The organism is Acetobacter malorum (assembly GCF_001580615.1).
Lineage (GTDB): Bacteria > Pseudomonadota > Alphaproteobacteria > Acetobacterales > Acetobacteraceae > Acetobacter > Acetobacter malorum.
This window is the reverse complement of the sequence record NZ_LHZC01000053.1, coordinates 181,380-197,600: the sequence shown is the minus strand read 5'-3', so window position 1 is coordinate 197,600 and position 16,221 is coordinate 181,380. Positions and strand designations below refer to the sequence as shown.

General features: G+C 52.9%; 14 protein-coding genes. 7 read left to right on the top strand and 7 right to left on the bottom strand.

The genetic code is table 11. The annotated features are described in order from the left end of the window. Nucleotides 1-167: 167 nt before the first annotated feature. Both AD930_RS11760 and AD930_RS11755 read right to left on the bottom strand, forming a co-directional pair. Nucleotides 168-1,955, bottom strand: coding sequence for a hypothetical protein (locus AD930_RS11760; RefSeq protein ID WP_061506417.1), 1,788 nt, complete (start codon nucleotides 1,953-1,955; stop codon nucleotides 168-170). Between the two features lie 162 nt (nucleotides 1,956-2,117). Continuing rightward, nucleotides 2,118-3,128 (bottom strand): thioredoxin fold domain-containing protein, encoded by a 1,011-nt coding sequence (locus AD930_RS11755; protein WP_167375185.1) that lies wholly within the window; start codon nucleotides 3,126-3,128, stop codon nucleotides 2,118-2,120. A gap of 187 nt (nucleotides 3,129-3,315) precedes the next feature. Between AD930_RS11755 and AD930_RS11750 the strand changes: the two genes are divergently transcribed. Both AD930_RS11750 and AD930_RS11745 read left to right on the top strand, forming a co-directional pair. Further along, entirely contained in the window at nucleotides 3,316-4,020 is a 705-nt protein-coding gene (locus AD930_RS11750) for a hypothetical protein (RefSeq protein ID WP_061506415.1), read from the top strand. Nucleotides 4,021-4,065: 45 nt separating this feature from the next. After that, complete coding sequence (locus tag AD930_RS11745) at nucleotides 4,066-4,410, top strand: hypothetical protein (RefSeq protein WP_156477052.1); 345 nt, start codon at nucleotides 4,066-4,068, stop codon at nucleotides 4,408-4,410. Between the two features lie 89 nt (nucleotides 4,411-4,499). Here the strand turns inward: AD930_RS11745 and AD930_RS11740 are convergent, their stop codons facing one another. The 4 genes from AD930_RS11740 to AD930_RS11725 form a co-directional block, all read right to left on the bottom strand. After that, nucleotides 4,500-4,898 carry a hypothetical protein gene (locus tag AD930_RS11740; RefSeq protein ID WP_156477051.1) on the bottom strand — a complete coding sequence of 133 codons (399 nt, stop codon included), beginning with the start codon at nucleotides 4,896-4,898 and terminating at the stop codon, nucleotides 4,500-4,502. 18 nt (nucleotides 4,899-4,916) lie between these two features. Continuing rightward, the gene (locus AD930_RS11735) at nucleotides 4,917-6,779 is read right to left on the bottom strand and encodes a Hint domain-containing protein (RefSeq protein ID WP_156477049.1); all 1,863 of its coding nucleotides are present in this window, start codon (nucleotides 6,777-6,779) and stop codon (nucleotides 4,917-4,919) included. A 202-nt stretch (nucleotides 6,780-6,981) separates the two neighbouring features. After that, a complete protein-coding gene (locus AD930_RS11730; RefSeq protein WP_061506411.1) occupies nucleotides 6,982-7,245 on the bottom strand; it encodes a hypothetical protein in 264 nt (87 codons plus the stop codon). Nucleotides 7,246-7,252: 7 nt separating this feature from the next. Further along, the gene (locus AD930_RS11725; protein ID WP_061506410.1) at nucleotides 7,253-9,736 is read right to left on the bottom strand and encodes a DNA topoisomerase; all 2,484 of its coding nucleotides are present in this window, start codon (nucleotides 9,734-9,736) and stop codon (nucleotides 7,253-7,255) included. Between the two features lie 184 nt (nucleotides 9,737-9,920). Between AD930_RS11725 and icmT the strand changes: the two genes are divergently transcribed. Then, nucleotides 9,921-10,325: an IcmT/TraK family protein gene (gene icmT / locus AD930_RS11720; RefSeq protein WP_061506409.1), complete on the top strand. Its 405-nt coding sequence runs from the start codon at nucleotides 9,921-9,923 to the stop codon at nucleotides 10,323-10,325. 705 nt (nucleotides 10,326-11,030) lie between these two features. On the opposite strand, the gene AD930_RS11710 is transcribed toward icmT, so the two are convergent. Then, nucleotides 11,031-11,804 carry a hypothetical protein gene (locus AD930_RS11710; protein ID WP_061506407.1) on the bottom strand — a complete coding sequence of 258 codons (774 nt, stop codon included), beginning with the start codon at nucleotides 11,802-11,804 and terminating at the stop codon, nucleotides 11,031-11,033. 238 nt (nucleotides 11,805-12,042) lie between these two features. Here AD930_RS11710 and AD930_RS11705 point away from each other — a divergent pair, with 238 nt between their 5' ends. The 4 genes from AD930_RS11705 (at nucleotide 12,043) to AD930_RS11690 (ending at nucleotide 16,046) form a co-directional block, all read left to right on the top strand. Further along, nucleotides 12,043-13,965 carry a ribonucleoside-diphosphate reductase subunit alpha gene (locus tag AD930_RS11705; RefSeq protein WP_244150569.1) on the top strand — a complete coding sequence of 641 codons (1,923 nt, stop codon included), beginning with the start codon at nucleotides 12,043-12,045 and terminating at the stop codon, nucleotides 13,963-13,965. Nucleotides 13,966-14,034: 69 nt separating this feature from the next. After that, entirely contained in the window at nucleotides 14,035-14,361 is a 327-nt protein-coding gene (locus tag AD930_RS11700) for a hypothetical protein (RefSeq protein WP_061506406.1), read from the top strand. Nucleotides 14,362-14,559: 198 nt separating this feature from the next. Further along, nucleotides 14,560-15,168: a hypothetical protein gene (locus tag AD930_RS11695; RefSeq protein ID WP_156477045.1), complete on the top strand. Its 609-nt coding sequence runs from the start codon at nucleotides 14,560-14,562 to the stop codon at nucleotides 15,166-15,168. 230 nt (nucleotides 15,169-15,398) lie between these two features. Beyond that, nucleotides 15,399-16,046, top strand: coding sequence for a hypothetical protein (locus AD930_RS11690; RefSeq protein ID WP_156477043.1), 648 nt, complete (start codon nucleotides 15,399-15,401; stop codon nucleotides 16,044-16,046). The last annotated feature ends 175 nt before the right edge of the window (nucleotides 16,047-16,221 follow it).

The following is a 16,221-nucleotide window of genomic DNA, read 5'->3' as shown; positions in this document are numbered from 1 at the left end:
CAATCGAAACGGAAATTCCGATGTTTTCCAGGAACTGCCTGATGCGGTGAAAATATCTCTCTTGCAAAGCCATAAAATCTCACAACAATTCAATTATTCCCTTTAGTGTAGATGCTTTTCCGCCATCAAAAAAGGGCGAAAGGATGGATACCTTCGCCCTCGTTTGATTAGAGTATAGGCTCACCGCCCCATCCGGGATCACTCGGCTCCCATCCACCATCACCCTGGGAAGGCGGAGCGTCCCACCCACCATGCTGTGGAGCTGGAGGCTGTGCCTGCTGGGGCTGTCCGCCCCAGCCGCCCCCCTGAGCTTGCGGCTGGGTATGGTGTGGCTGCGCACCTCCTCCCGGACCCCAGCCATTCTGCTGAGGAGCTGGAGGCTGTGCCTGCTGGGGTTGCCCCCCCCAACCGCCCCCCTGAGCTTGCGGCTGGCTATGCTGAGGCTGTGCGCCTCCACCCGGACCCCAGCCATTCTGCTGAGGAGCTGGAGGCTGTGCCTGCTGGGGCTGACCACCCCATCCGCCCGCCTGAGGGGGTTGCTGGCCATACTGAGGCTGTGCGCCTCCACCCGGACCCCAGCCATTCTGCTGAGGAGCTGGAGGCTGCGACTGCTGAGGCTGGCCATAGCTTTGACCTTTGCGGGCTTTGGACCGCATTTGGGTAAATGAGCGACCTATCTCAAAGGTCTTCTCCTTGACCGCATCAACCGCCGCCCGGTGGGCCTCATGAGTAAAGGGCGTTACGATGTCATGGATAGACACCAGGTCAGGTGTAGCGTAACCCACGCCCGTCTGACGCATCGGGCGAGCGTAAGTCCTCATTGCAGGCCCGCGGTTAGTCGGGTCGACGCTCATGTATGCGACCATGCTCTGGGTCATGGAAAACCCGGTTTCCTGCTTGGTTATGGCCTGATTATTGCCGTCCAGATAAAATTCGCTGCCAGGCCTTACACTTTCAGGGGTCGTTCTGGTGTAGATGCTGTATGGATCGGAAAGATCCCTGACATTCCGACCTGCCTGCTGAGAGAAAACAAGCGACTTGGGCAGGCGGTTGTGCACCACCGGCACAGCATACACTTCCCATTCCGGGCTGCCGACAGCCGAGAAAAGTCCGGCATCCTCAGCAAGCTTGTCCATGACACTCTGAACATTCGGCAGCGCGTATTTCGGAGGTGCCCCTTGGGGAGATACGTTTTGCGGGAAGACGGTCATCAGCTTCCCGTATCTGGTTTGGGGGTTCGCAGCCATTTGCGCCGCCTGAGACGGGTCAGCAGGCAAGGTCCTGTTGGCGATGACCGCCACGCCAGGATGACCGGGGCGAGATGGGTCTTCCCGGATGAGGTTCATCAGGAAATTACCGAGATCGTTCGGGGATGTTATCCGTATGGCATGATCTGGCATCAAGCTCACGACTGACTGATCTCTGGACGGCACGACAGAGCCGTCCGCAAGACGGCGCTTTTTCTCGGGAAGCACAGCCGTCATGGTCTCGAACATCGGGATCTTACGGCCGCTATGCAGGTCAGCAGAGGTGGCTAGGCCTCGCGAAAACCCCGCAGAAACGTGAGGGAGCCTACCCTGTGTTGCCTGGGTGAAATTGCACTTCTCGAAGGCAACGATACCGCCCTCGTCAATTGGCATGCCTCCGCCGACCGGCCGGTTGAGATCACGGATGCCACGTCTTTCGGATACACCATTTGGAGGCATGTTTACCTCGATTTTGGTCGTAGGCATCCCGTTTGGATCGAATTCCGCTTTCATGCCCCACTCCGGGACGTCATGCAGGAGAGAGGCGATCACGTAGCGGTTTTCTTCACGCTGGTCATCGAGGTTATGATAGCTATCGATGCCAACGAGGATGTTTAGCCCGTTGCCTGGCGAGGCTCCACCGCCGCCTTTGCGGATGTGGGAGCCGCCCACACCTCTGGCACGGAAACGATCTGGGCCATTGCTCATGATTGTTGGTCCTGTCTTTGCATGCAGACCGCAAGCGCGGCCTAAACTCATTCAAAATCTTTGCAACAAAGATCGCTGACGGTCATGCAAGAGACCAGAACTTTTTTTGTTAGGCTCCATAGAAGAAGCCGGACGCTTCAATGCGTCCGGCCACTGAGGGGATTAAAGAGCAGAGAGGAACGCTTCGATCTGGTCTGCCCCCTCGTGAGTATAAACGGTCTTACCATCTTTGCCGACATACCCAAGCCATGGAGTGATCTTCAGACCTTCTTTCTTCACAAAGGTCATGTTGGAGGAAAGATAGTTATCAGCTTTTGCCAGCGCCTCGGCTGAAGCCTGATGTTCTGGGGGGTGGTAGCCATCATCCGAACTACCGGCGCCAGACATCCACGCCTCGCCGGGGTCAGGACGGCTAAGAATGTCGCGCGCTATTGGCGCGGACCCAGCGAGCGTTGAGACCATCACCACGTTAACAGCAATCTTGCCGGTCATAACGAGCTGGCTAAGTTTTCCCCAGGCTCTATGGCAAAAGGGGCATTGTGGGTCTGCCACGAACCAGACCGTCGGTTTCCCCTCGTAGCCGATGGACATGTATTTGGTCTGGTTCATTTCAGACAGGAAGTCGTTGGACTTCCGTGCTGTAGCGAATGGTTTTGCCAGAGATGGGTCCGATTCCGGAACCGCCGTGATTGCGTCTGCGGGATGTTCCAGTGCTTTCTGCAGGGCAGGGGTGAGGGTGTTTGTCGCCCCCTCCTTTTTAGCAGCGACAAGGCGCGCTCTCAGCGAGGCGAGCTGCAACGCCGTGATGTTCTCCGGCTGACCGGCCGTCAGGCCATTGCCTACACTAAGCATGACGCCGACAATCGCGCTCTTGCCGTCAGGTGTGAGATACATGATCACATCCCGACCCGACTTATCTTCGACAGCATAGCCTGGAGATCCCGAGATAACCGGGGGAAGAGCTGTCACATACATCCCATGGGTGATGAGATATTTCAGGAAGTCCGGAGTTTTTGACGGGTCCTCTGAAACCAGCCTCTGAGACAGGGCAGGAGGCGCTGGTTCAGCAGGCGCAGCGTGCGGCGGAGATAATTGAGCTGCAAAGGACGAAGCTGACGACAGTGCCGTCGCAAGGATTGCTGCGGCAAAGAAGGCTTTCGAGTGTCGGGTCAAGATGAGCGTTCCTGTCAGTGGGAAGGTCGAAGACATTTCTCGCGGAAGACTGTCTAAGCGGTCAGCCGTCAATACAAGGATTATACGGATTTTTTCCTTGATTCAAAGAACAACTGTTAGGGGAGCGCGTGTCCCTTGCATTCTAAGAGACTAACGTGGTGAGTGAATTCACTTGCGGGATTGTAAGATGCTTAATCACTCAGAAGAGAAGATCACGGACCCAAAGGATATTGCTGAAGGTCAGGTCGTCGGATCTGTTTTCTTAACGGACTATGACGGCCCGATAAAGGAGTTCCCGCGGAATGTAACGGTCGTGGGCTTTGCGGAAATGCGTGACTGTAAGGCCTTTCGTGAGTGCCCATCCGGCTTAACAGTGTCGGGTGATTTTGGGGCGAGCGACAACTATACATGGACCAAGCTGGCGCGGGACTTAAAGGTCGGCAGAAGCTTGGACATATGGCATTGCAAGTCAATCCAAACGATCCCGTCCAGCATTGTTGTGGGCAAAGATCTTCACGCCTATGGCTGCACAGCATTGGTTGAGATCGAAAGCGGATTTCAGTCCAATGGGTCGATTGGGTTGCAGCAGTGCACAAGTCTGAAGATCATTCCTGAGGACTTTGTGGTGAAGGGGAACCTGACCTTAGGTGGCTGTAAATCGCTGGAGGTTTTACCTCGTGGGCTTAACGTCATGGGCGACCTCGATTTGCGTTACTGCACCGCCTTGGTGTCACTGCCAGAGGACCTTGAGGTTACCGGCAGCATCAATCTCAGCGGTTGTGAAGGGATCAAGATCCCACAAACCATTCTTGATCGCTATGGTGACAGGATTTACTTCCCTGAGAATTATAGCGTGACAGAGCCACAAGCAGGAGGGCCTGAACCCTCCTGAGCTTGCTCGTTACCCACCATTTCTTAACTCTTAAGGATGAAGAAGGTGTCTAAGGTTTTAACGCCATCAGATATGCTAGGCGCACTGGACGAACTCTCACGTGATCAGTCAGTCTCACCAGAAATCAAAAAGGAGATTGCGAATATTTTTTCCGCCATGGATAGCACCATGTCGATGGCTGGTGATCTTCTGGAGCGCGCCCTGGGCGTTGATTGCAGTCCGCCCGATATGTGCATTGACGTGAATTCTTACAGCAATGGTTTTTTGGGGGCCACGGTTGCCGTTTATCCTCGGACCTCCGAAGACCCTATTCCAGAGGCTCTGAGCATGATCGATCCGGAAGGAGACTGGGAACCGCGGGAGGCGCCATCTTTCTGCCCGGAGCCGTGACGTCGATTGTGGCTGCCAAAATAGCAGCCACATAGCGCAGAGATTACCGGATGCGCCGTAAAGCCCCGTCCTTCAGGGCGGGGAGAATGTCAATCGTGGCAGTCGCAAAACACTGTCACGAGACCTGTGCAGGCAATACTGATCTCACCATCATTAACGGAAAATTCTGCCTCGGTTCTGATCCGATGAGGAGATTCCGCACAGGCCTTTAACAATTTCCGTGCGGATTTAGAGCAGTCCTGCTCGCTGTAGTCCCAGCAGACATCAGAGCAAATTGATCTGATGTCATTGTCCAGCCCCTCGCTTATGACGGAAAGAGAGGCAACCTCATTCTCAGACTCATCGATAAAACGAACCGCCAGAGAACTGGACTGATCCGTTTCACTGCTAGGCACGAGATTGATGTCGAGATGGCCTTTCAACTCCACCTTGCGAGAACCGTGCATCGCATAGAAAGCAAATCCGGTTTCAAAGCGAATGTTCAGCACGGATTTCAACCTTTCTTGTCAAGCGGCGCAGGCGTCATGCGGCGAAGAAGACAGTAAGTATGGCCCCGCAGACAAGATCTGAATTGAGAGCATGATGGCAGTCTTAGCTGCGGCCTCTTCCAGATCGATCAGTGCATGGCCATTCGTCCACCGGCTGTCAGGGGTTTCTTTGGGCAACCAGCCGTCCAGACTGTCACTGTCGAGATGGCTTGTGATGCTATTCACCCCACGCCGTGCAAGCCCATCCACATACGTGATGCTTCCGACCAGAACGCCAAGATCCCGGCGATCATCCAGGTAAGGCCCGACCGTATCACACGGGCGGCTTGACCGGCTGAAAATCGTCACACTCTTTGTCCCGACCGGCACCATGAAGGAGTAGCGACCATCCTTGCAACTGACGAGGCGAACGTAAGCTCCCGCGTTAGTCCTGAGATGAAGGTCAGAGTCAGTGGTAAGCTCTGGGCGTCGACTCACGATCTCTTTGTTCGCACGATCTGCGAGGGTGTTAAAGATTTGCCGCGCCTTCTCTACGCTTGCAATCAGAGGGGCCGCCGAGTCCTTTTCCCATGTCAGTTCGCCCACATTATTCCCGCTCGGCAAAGCATACATTGCATTAAAGCTTTTCCGGTTGGATGACCGCAGATAGCTCTCGGTCGCTACGCCGTTGCTCAGGATGATGGAATGAGCGGAGGTCGCCACATGGAAGTAATTGTATGATGTGATGGTGCGGTCGTAGGCGATCGTATCGCCATTCACGAGCATTCGGACGGGAACAAAAACATCGTCCAGGTAGAGGCAATGCTCAGAAGTGACCAGCATATCGTCGAAAGGCACGCCCTGAGAGATGGCCCCCGCCTTAATGCGGACGGGATAGCCGGCGATATCATCAGGAAGGTCTGTGTGGCTCGCAATCGCAGTGAACCCACGACCACACCACACAACTTCTTGCTCACCTTGCTCCAAAGTCAGCACCTTATCGCCCGGCTTGATGCTTTCAACAGGGACGTAGCCCTCAGTCGTTCTGATCAGGCAGCCCTGAAGGAAACATGCGATATCCGTCACGACATTCCAGCCGCCGTCCGAAGTAGGCACAATCGATGCCGCGCCGGGTGAAAAGCCGGTTGCAGGCGTCACATTCGTCAGAGAAATTCCGTTACCCCACTGGTCGAAATCGATCTTAAGGGTATAGGTGCCATCGCCATTAGGATTGAAGGCCGCAGAGATTGGCGTCGAACCCCCTCCGTTAACATGTACTACAGATGAAGAGTCGAACCCTGTAACCTGAGTAGACACAGTCTGGTTGTAGCCAGAGAATACCAGCAGGTTGTCCTTCCCGTTATCAGACCCTGCGAACCGAATTTCTTTCCCAGCCTTCTGATTGTTCACGTAAAGAGCGGCACCGTTCTTCAGGATAGTTGTGAGATCATCGCCCATGGTGAACATGTTGGAGGGGGTGCCGATTGTCGCATCGTCAAGGATCAATTCGCCTGTTCCGTTGATGGAGTGCGAATTGATGAAGATGAGGTTGTTCCCCGAGATGGTAAGTTCCCCATTGATTGTGGGATTTGATCCGAGGGAAACCGGGGAGGATGTGGCGATTGTCATCGCTCCGGCATTGGCAACAGTCAATGCGTTAACCGAGAACGCGACTGACGAATCTCCCGAAACTGCGGAAACTGAAAGATCCGCACAATCGCCAACGGTCAGGCTCTGAATGACGGTCGACGAAGGGGCATCTTTGATGACATTGACAACGCTGTTCACGCTGCCACCAATGTAAACGTCAATCCATGGCTGGGTGTCGGGAGTTACAGATGCACCCCAGTTGCTAGAATTGTTCCAATTGCCGCCGTTTTCTTTAATCCATGCATTAGTCATGCTGAGAGCTTCCAAGCCTTATTTTTTCTTCATCCAATCGCCGTCCCCATTATCTAACGTGCGGCAGAGAGCGCCGAGGGCATTCTAAGCGAAGGATTAATGTTAACCTAGATTGTTGATGGCAGGGTTTTAGAACGACAAAATTGAAATAGCAAAGATAAAAATATGGATAGCAGCGGGTCGAGTTCGAAAGGCTCAAGGTTTAAACGGCGTCAGGAATAGACCATGAGAACCATAAACTGAGGCCGGTTTCTTCATCCTCTTCATTCATAGCAAGTGATTTTTTCTCCAGCCCTCTAAGAGCGGCAAGGGTATACGCGTATGGGGGTTTCGGGGCTAAAAGACGCCCTCTGATCTCCTGAACGGTGACGCCTTCGCCCTCAGCCTTGGTAGATTGAGAGCGCTTTAAGGCCAAGAAAGTTGCGAGTTGAGTGGGAGTGATGGGAAGATGTCGCTTGTAAGGCATGTGTTTCTCATTTCCTTCCGGGTTTGTCCTGGGACTTGACGAATTTGCACTCTCTGATTGAGCAGCATTGGAAGCGACGGTCGGCAGAAGTGCGCTCCCCTTCTCTCCGTTTTCTTTCACGTGTGACGACCAGACCCTTTTTGCATACCGGGCACGGTTGGCCCGTACCTGGAAGCGGAGGTATTTCGGGCCAGCGCGTAAAGTCACATTCTCTCACAGAGCATGCGAGGAAATTCTTGCCCTTATTAGGTCCGGCTTTATGAATTTCGCACGTCACAAGATGACCTTGCTTACACTTGGGACATTTTTCGCCGTCGCCCGCGATGGGGGCCGTCTTGGGCTTATCGGGCCATTTTACAAAATTACATCCCCCCTCTTTTTTCCGAAGGCTGCATGTCAGATAGCGCTCTGGGGTGCGTTTCCCTGTTGGGACATACTCGCGGGTTATCAGCGTTCCCGAGTGACATTCGGGACATTTTTCACCTGCCCCAGGAAGTGGCTGAATAACATGCAGGCCCTTAAGGTTCATCCTGATGTTGGGGGCTTCGGAAATGCGCTTCCTGATAGTCTCCATCAGCTTGTCTAGGAAGACTTGGGGCTGGATTTGACCTTTGCGAATGGCTCCGAGAGCCGCTTCCCATAAAGCGGTCATGCCGAGGCTGTATTCTTCCTGAGGGTAAGAGCAGATCAGAGATCGGCCAAGCTCTGTGGATGTTATCTTTCCCTTTGCGCTTCGCTGCATATAGGGGTTTTCATCCACGACTTTGGTTTTATCCCCGACCTTAACCATGCCCAATAACTTGAGGAAAATTGCAGCTCGTGTAGCTTCTGTGCCAATGATGTAACCTCCGTCTTTCAGCTTCTTTTTGAGGGCCGCATCAGGCTCGTGAAGGTGAGGGGAGAGGCATGCCTCCAGAAGGGTGGCGTCTGTGAATTCTGCGGGCTTTTTTGTTTCACCAGATGTGGGGGTGCCAGATACTCCAGTTACGACGTCCCCTGAGGTCATAGGTGGGAAAATACTCGTATCCTTATCTCCTCCATCCTCATCCTCATCTGCATCATCTTCCGCCCCTGCCAGGACCTTCCACCCAGGGGAGACTGGCACAGACCCATTCCCGGAGAATGTCTCTCCTTCACAGAGAACTGTGAGCGAGGTGGCATCATGCTCTGCGGGAGGGTAAAACTGGCAGAGAAACCGTTGGGCTATGACATCGAAAACCTTTTTCTCGTCTGGGGCCAGAGAATTGTAAATCTCATTCGTAATATTCCCGGTTGGAATGATACCATGGTGATCGCTGACCTTGGCGTCATTCCAGGCAGGGGATCTTATGGCGAAATCTGCACTGTCTGCTGCCCCCTTGAATGCTGTGAGGCCACGGAGGGCTGTGAGCGCTTCAGGCACCACATCGGCCGCCATGGCATGCCTGAAGTGCTGGCTGGATGACCTTGGGTATGTAGCAATTTTTAGATTGTCATAAAGTTTTATTGCAACCGAAAGCGTCTCATCAGCAGACATTTGAAAGCGCCTGGAGCAGAGAATTTGCAATTTAGCGAGGCTAAATGGCAGGGGCTGAGGTGTCTTCTTTCGAACCTTCTGATACGTGGCGATCTTTCCCTCACGACCCGATATTTTTTCAAGGATCTGCTGGGGGATCTTCGCATCAAGAACGCGCCCGCTCTCGGCCAGATAAGGTGATGCTTTTGATGGAAGCCATTTTACGGTGAATTGGCCATTTTGGTGCTGAAATCTGGCGGTGACTCCAAAATACCTTATCGGTCTGAAATTTGCCCTCTCAATATCCCTCCTTACCACCAGGCCAAGGATAGGTGTCATCACGCGACCATTGCGGATATTGATGTCAAATCCCTGTCGCTTAGCCAGATCTGTATAGAGGCGTGACTCGTTAAGGCCGTATAACCAGTCAGCAATCTGCCTGCACAGCGCTTCAAGGTAGATGAGATAGTAATCTTTGTTGGGCTTCATCGACTGGAGTGATGAAATGAGATCTTTTTGGGATAGGGATGAACACCACAACCTGAGTACATTTGACCCCCAGGGATCAAAGCCTTGCTTCTTGAGCAGTTCGTCGACGAGCAGTTGACCTTCGCGCTCGGCATCACCAGCCCCGACTATAGTCCGTGCCTGTCGGCACAAACTAGCAACCTTTCTGACTGTAGCTTCATAGTTGAGCGGTGGCCGTCCATCCTTGGGCGGCGGCGGGCGATTTATATTAATCTGCCACTCGGCCATCTTCACGACTATGGGGAGGTTTTCCAGTCCCCGGTTCTTCCAGATGGGATTATATTGCTCGGGAGGAGCTGAGTCGTAGCAGTGGCCATAAAGCCATGCCACCCTGTCTTCACCGACTAGCCAGCAACCCTCGGCGCTGCTTTTCTTCGGGGTGTGGCCCGTCAGGACCCCGATAGCAGAAGCGATGTCCGCCGCCATATTGGGCTTTTCAGCGATAAAGACGCGGTCTATCTGAGACATTCATCTGTCCCCCAAAGCATAATCCTTGCCAACTCAGTGCAATGATAGTGACGGGACGGCACTTGTTTAAGGCTAATGTGGCCTCTTTCTCCCTCGCTTTAGGTGTTGTCCTTGTGATGCAGTGCTTTGATTGATAATCTTGGCCCACTTCGTCTCTCAGAGCGATCATGTTTTTTTTGGAGTAATGGCTATGCCCCTATGGAGGGAGACGTTCAGAAGCCCGCGCGTGTGGAAGCTTGACGCGCGTGTATCTTTTTTCCTTCTTCCTCCTTTAATGCCAATCTTTCGACTGGAGACCTCTCTGTTAATGGTTGGCGCACTCGTGACGCTCTACATTGTTGAGGTCCGATACGGGATGAGCTTTCCGTCTGCCATTCGCTATGTCAGGGCTAAGATGGCAGGCCGGGTACGCCGCCCGACTGGCCGGACCTATGCACTGGTCGATTTGCATGAGGCTGAAGTGGCATATGCCGCTAAACAGCGGGATGAAGTGCGCGAGATCAACAGAAATGTATTCACCAGAGCGCTGAAAGCAGTGGGGGTTGATGCGGGTATCCACACCCGTAAGACTGGAGAGCGCTCGAAATGAGACGTTACTTCAGTCATCCGGTAAGGGGGTGGGAAGAGCCTTACCAAGGGGCACGGCCTCAACAGGCGCCCGTCCCATCGTTTGAAGGCGTGGTGGTTAGCAGCATCCTATCTTCACGGAAAGAGGTGCGCAGGCCAATCACCCAAATCACAGAACCCAAACGCAAAGTGTCAGAAGCACACTCTGATATCGCTGTTCCAAAAGATATAAAGCTTGCTCCGGAGGGAGTGGTCTCTTCTACGCACGAACGTCTCGTTCGTGATGGTATGTGTCCTCAAGTAACTGGAATTTTCAATGAAGACGCCATTGATGCTGAGATCACGTATTGAGACGGGGCGATAAATGACCGCCAGAGTGAACACTAAAAGAAACCGACACTCGGGCGGCCATAAGCGCGCGAACAAGCAGGGTGGTATCGGGGTCTTTAGGTTCTTAATTATCCTGTCTGTGCTGGTGTTTGTTTCTCTGAAAATGGCAGAAAGACTCTCATCTCCTGATTCTTTAATCAGAAGTGGGGTTACAAATCACATGGAAGACGCTCTTTCCATGGCAGAAAAATGGTTCAGAACCAAAATGGGACTGCCGGACGCCACTGACACAATACAGAGACAGAACGAAGATCTATCTCAAATGACACCCATAAAGCCGTCTTATGTGCTACGGCCACCTGATGCGATTGAGTTCAACGCTGAGTAGACCTGCCTGTTAAAAGCCAAGAGTTAGTTGGAACTGAGACCCTTCGTCTGGAGAGGGTGGTTCCTGCAGTTCGGCAGCAGTCAAAAAGATCGGTGAGGGAGTGACCTCCTCAGCTTCAAGAGAAGGGTTGTCTGATATATGGCTTGACGCCTGAAGGTCCGATGAAGAGAGGTCTGGCGCATCGGAGGGCATGGGGCCTGGCGCGATATCCGGGACGGGAACTGCAACGGGTTGCACTTTAGGAACTGAGCCGGTGGCGGCCAGCATTTCATGCATCCCGACCATTTCTTTCCGAACCAAAACGCCTTCCGGAGCATGGATGTTTTTCGCGACAATCCATTCTGACATGGCCACGCGCGTCTCTTCTGGGATGCGCAACGTGACGCCTTCAGACACCTGCTTCATCCATCTGCGGAAACGAGCTGGGTCTGGTAAGCCCGCGGCGATCCTCATTTCGGCGAGATCCATCTCGCGTTCCATGCAGGCTTCGACGAAAACGGTAAACAGGGCGGACTGCGGGTCCATACGCCGCTCTGCAGCGTGGTCGGGAACAGGAGATTCAACGTATTCCTGCATTCTCCTGGCGACCATCTCCGGGATATCGAAGGTGACGCCATTATCCGCAAGGGATCGCCACAAAGCCAGTCGCCGCATCTTCTGGGGGTCTTCATTATCCAATCCGAGGATTAGGGCGCTCTTATCAAGAGTGACCCCTTCAGCACCCGTACGAGTGAAAAAGTCCTTAGAAATTGAAAGACCGTCGTGCCATCCAGTCCGAGCCATCACGTAACACCTTGTACAGAAACACTTTAATCTTGTGATACCGAACTGTTCATGCATACGACAGCAAAAATAAATTCCTTGATGCGCAATTTTAACCTTTCCCTTGCATGCCTATAGGGTATCCTTCTCCACGAATAACAAGACATTGCCGCGCTTTATTGAAAACTTCGATGCAAGTCGAAGCGGGTTTTTGCGCTCTGTCGAGATGGAGAGACCGGATGAAAAAAGGATGGAAACCGTGAGCCTTTCAGAGAGCGGAACGGATCAGAACGGCGTCGACAATGCCCCGGAGGGCGGATCTTTCCTTGTCGAGTCGGACCCTATTTCTCGTGATATTGTTCAGGTGCCAGGACACCATGCTGTCGAAGTGGACAGGGGCAGGGATAGTCTTCTTACGCCATTCGGTAAAAGCACTCTCGATCATCGCTACCTGCTGCCAGATGAATCCTATCAGGACCTCTTTGGGCGCGTAGCCTCTTATTACGGGGCAGATGCCGGACACGCGCAACGTATCTATGACTATATGAGCCAGCACTGGTTCATGCCTGCAACGCCTATTCTTTCCAACGGCGGCACGACCCGCGGTCTGCCTATTTCCTGCTTCCTTAACGAAGCCGAAGACAGTCTTGAGGGGATTGTTGGTCTGTGGAACGAGAATGTCTGGCTGGCCAGCAAGGGGGGCGGGATCGGATCATACTGGGGCAACCTCCGTTCAATCGGTGAGAATATTGGCCGGAACGGCAAGACCTCCGGCGTTATCCCCTTCATTCGTGTGATGGACAGCCTGACCCTCGCGATTAGCCAAGGGTCCCTGCGCCGTGGATCAGCGGCAGTGTATCTGCCGGTGTGGCATCCAGAAGTCGAAGAGTTTTGTGAGTTGCGCCGCCCAACAGGAGGCGACCCAAACCGCAAGGCCCTGAATTTGCACCATGGCGTCCTCGTGTCTGACGCGTTCATGAGAGCAGTGGAGAAGGATGAAGAATGGGCGCTGCTTTCCCCTAAAGATAAGACCATTGTGCGCAAGGTTTCCGCCAGAAGTCTCTGGATACGTATTCTCACGGCACGGATGGAGCAGGGTGAGCCTTACATTGTATATTCGGATCATGTGAACAACGCACGGCCAGAGCATCATAAAATGGCAGGACTTGAGGTAAAAACCTCGAACCTGTGCGCCGAGATCACGCTGCCGACCGGAATTGACCACCACGGGAAAGACCGCACAGCAGTTTGTTGCCTCTCTTCTCTGAACCTTGAGACCTGGGAGCAATGGAAAGACAACCCGCAGTTCATTGAAGACGTTATGCTGTTCCTGGATAATGTTCTGCAGGACTTTATCGACAGAGCGCCGCCGGAAATGAGCAAAGCAGCCTACGCTGCCTCCCGCGAGCGCTCGGTGGGACTTGGCGTAATGGGCTTCCACAGCTTCTTGCAGGCCAACAAAATTCCTTTTGAAGGGGTGATGGCGAAAGTCTGGAACCGCAAGATTTTCAAGCATATCCGACAGCAGGCCGATGAAGCTTCCCGCAAGCTGGCTGATTTGCGTGGACCATGCCCTGATGCGGCTGATTTTGGCTTCCATGAACGCTTTTCGCATAAAATGGCCATCGCACCTACAGCCTCCATCTCCATCATTGCTGGCAATGCCAGCCCCGGTATCGAGCCTATAAGTGCGAACGTCTTCCTCCAGAAGACACTCTCCGGCTCCTTCACAGTCCGTAACCGGCACCTGCATAAGCTTCTTCAGGAGCGGGGGAAGGATACTGACGAGGTGTGGTCTCATATCACCCTGAACAAAGGGAGTGTTCAGGATCTGGACTTCCTGACTCAACACGAGAAGGATGTCTTCAAGACGGCCTTTGAGCTTGATCAGAGATGGGTAGTGGAACATGCCGCAGATCGCGCTGAACTCGTGTGCCAGGCTCAGTCAGTGAACCTGTTTCTCCCTGCCGATGTCCATAAGCGTGACCTGCATCAGATCCATCACATGGCATGGAAAAAGGGGCTGAAATCGCTTTATTATTGCCGCTCCCTCTCCATCCAGAGAGCTGACGCAGTAAGCAATCTGGCGCAGAAGGTGGAAATGGATCTGTCAGGAGGCAGTCCGAGAGCCGCCCCACCCCCGGCAGCTACAGACTATGAAGAGTGCCTGTCCTGCCAGTGATCTGGCACACCAAACAACCAACAGAACACGGCGGCCCGAAAGGGCCGTTTTTTATGGAAGGGGAGTGGAGTGAAGAAGGTCACCCTGTTTAATGAAGAGCCTCCAGAGAAATCGCTAGTTGGGAAAAGGACAATGCGCGAACGGCTCACCGCCATTCCGGAGGTCCTCGCCGCGCGTAATGAGTTCCAGGAAAGATGCGAAAGAGCAGGTGGCAATGTTCTTTTGTGCGCAGACCTCATGGCGCAAGCCATCACGATGTGCCTGGATGCCACTCTCCAGGAGAGAGTGGGCCGTGACGGAAGAGCGCTGCAGAGCATCGAGGTGGTCAACGCGCAACACTGCATGAGGTGGGCGGAAGCAGCTTACCGTAAGGCGCGCGGGGAAAGCTACGAATAGGCTTGAATTATCCATGACCGCGTGCTCTTGGAAGGATTAAGAGTCGGTTGGTGATTCACCTTATCAATGTTGACCCTGCAAGGCACTGAGCGGCAGGGGGGCCTCGCATTCCCTGCCTGTTCGACAGGGAATGTTCTTATGGTTTTAAAGATACCAGACCGGCGATATTTTTTGGAGCGAGTGTAAGGCATAATGACATTGGAAAAGGAATCCCAGAAGCGTCAGCACGGGGCAATCTCAGCGATTAATGTGGGTTCGCCGGCAAGGGCTATCCCAGATATGGCAAGACTGCCAGAGATACCTGATGATCTCTTTTTGAAGTCCGTTAAGAAAGCGCAGAATGATCAGGCTCTACAGAAATCCAATGCTGTGGTCCGCATGCCCCCCTCCGATCTTCTTGAGTTCTATCTCAATCTGGATGCAATAAAGCAGATGCTCAGGAATATGAGAGGGAGTGTAAGGTCAGAGCGCTTGAAGGGCGGAATGGATTCTCTTCTGGCCGACACTTTGAAAGAGTCCCTGTCAGTGGCGCGTCTCTTTAAAGGAAAGTCTCTATCGGTTTTCCTCAGCAAGTTCTCCATTCCATCAGATGAGGATGTAGATCCAGTCAGTATGGATAGGTTGGTCGATATGCTGAAATACGTTGCCTGCTGCGTGTCGCTTACGCGAAAGTTTTCAATCAAGTGGCCGGATGAATTTGTAGAAAAAGTCGATGAAACAAAGGCTATCCTCGTGGCCATAATTGAGAAAGCAAGAGCGAAAAACCCCAGCATTCCTCAACTCATTGAACGGCTGGACTGTCACTAAGAGTGCTGGCCTGAGTGTGCACTTTTGAAGCACTCCTTCGATACAGGGCGTTTAAGCAAACAAGGCTTAATTGTTTTAGAAGGGCCATGCAGAGGGGTAAGGTGAAATGAGGGGCTTCGAACACAGGGGGCGGATAGACCGACGTTATCCTGTGAGACGATTATCTCGCTATCCTTTCTTCTCTATCGGGTGAGTGAATGATTTAACAGTTCTCAAAGGCGAAAAAAGAAATGTCAGGAAAGCCTTCTATCCCTGAATTTGAGAGATTGCCTCTGGATTTAGGCTCTGAGGACGGTCCGGAACAGGTTCGATTGAGGAGCAGAATTAGCGATCTTTCAGGCTGCCGGGTGATTATCGACAAGGGATCCGTGCGACCTTCAGGTGAGCAGTTAGCCAAGACAGTCAACGACGTCCTGGATGATCTTGAATTTAGGTTCTCCACCGCTGTGAGGTTCCCATCGCCAACAATGGCGGCCTTCGCGCTGAGCCTGCTTAAAAGCGAACAGATGCTTGTACAGGCGCACTCTAGGATGTCTGAAAGCACTCAGGGCAAAATGGACGAATTGCTCCATGACAGTGAAATGTCGATCCTGTTCATAACGCAGATCTTCTCAGCTAAGTCGCAGCATCTCATTTACACCGGTCAGAAGCCTCCTTCAGATGAAATTGTTGATCCCATAGACATGGAGACGCTCAGTGACGTGCTAAAATTTGTATCAGAAGGTGTAGAGTTTGTTCGCGCACATGAGGATGAACTTCCGTTTTCCCTCGCCGAAAGTTTTGGTGCTTCAAAAGATCTCATTTTTGAGGCAATTGAAGCTTTGAGGCCTGCCAATCCTCAGATGCCGTCAATAGATGGCAAGCGGGCAGTGCATTAAGATGCCTCCATCGTCGGCGACCGTGAACTTTTGAAGCAGTCTGAAGCGCTTACCTAGAGGCGGTTTGATTGGGAGTATGCACTTTTGAAGCAATTACTGTCATCGCTGCAAAAGTGCACGCTGAGTGCCAAAATCTTTCAATGAGGCCTGAGGCCCCGTTAATGAAGCGTGAACT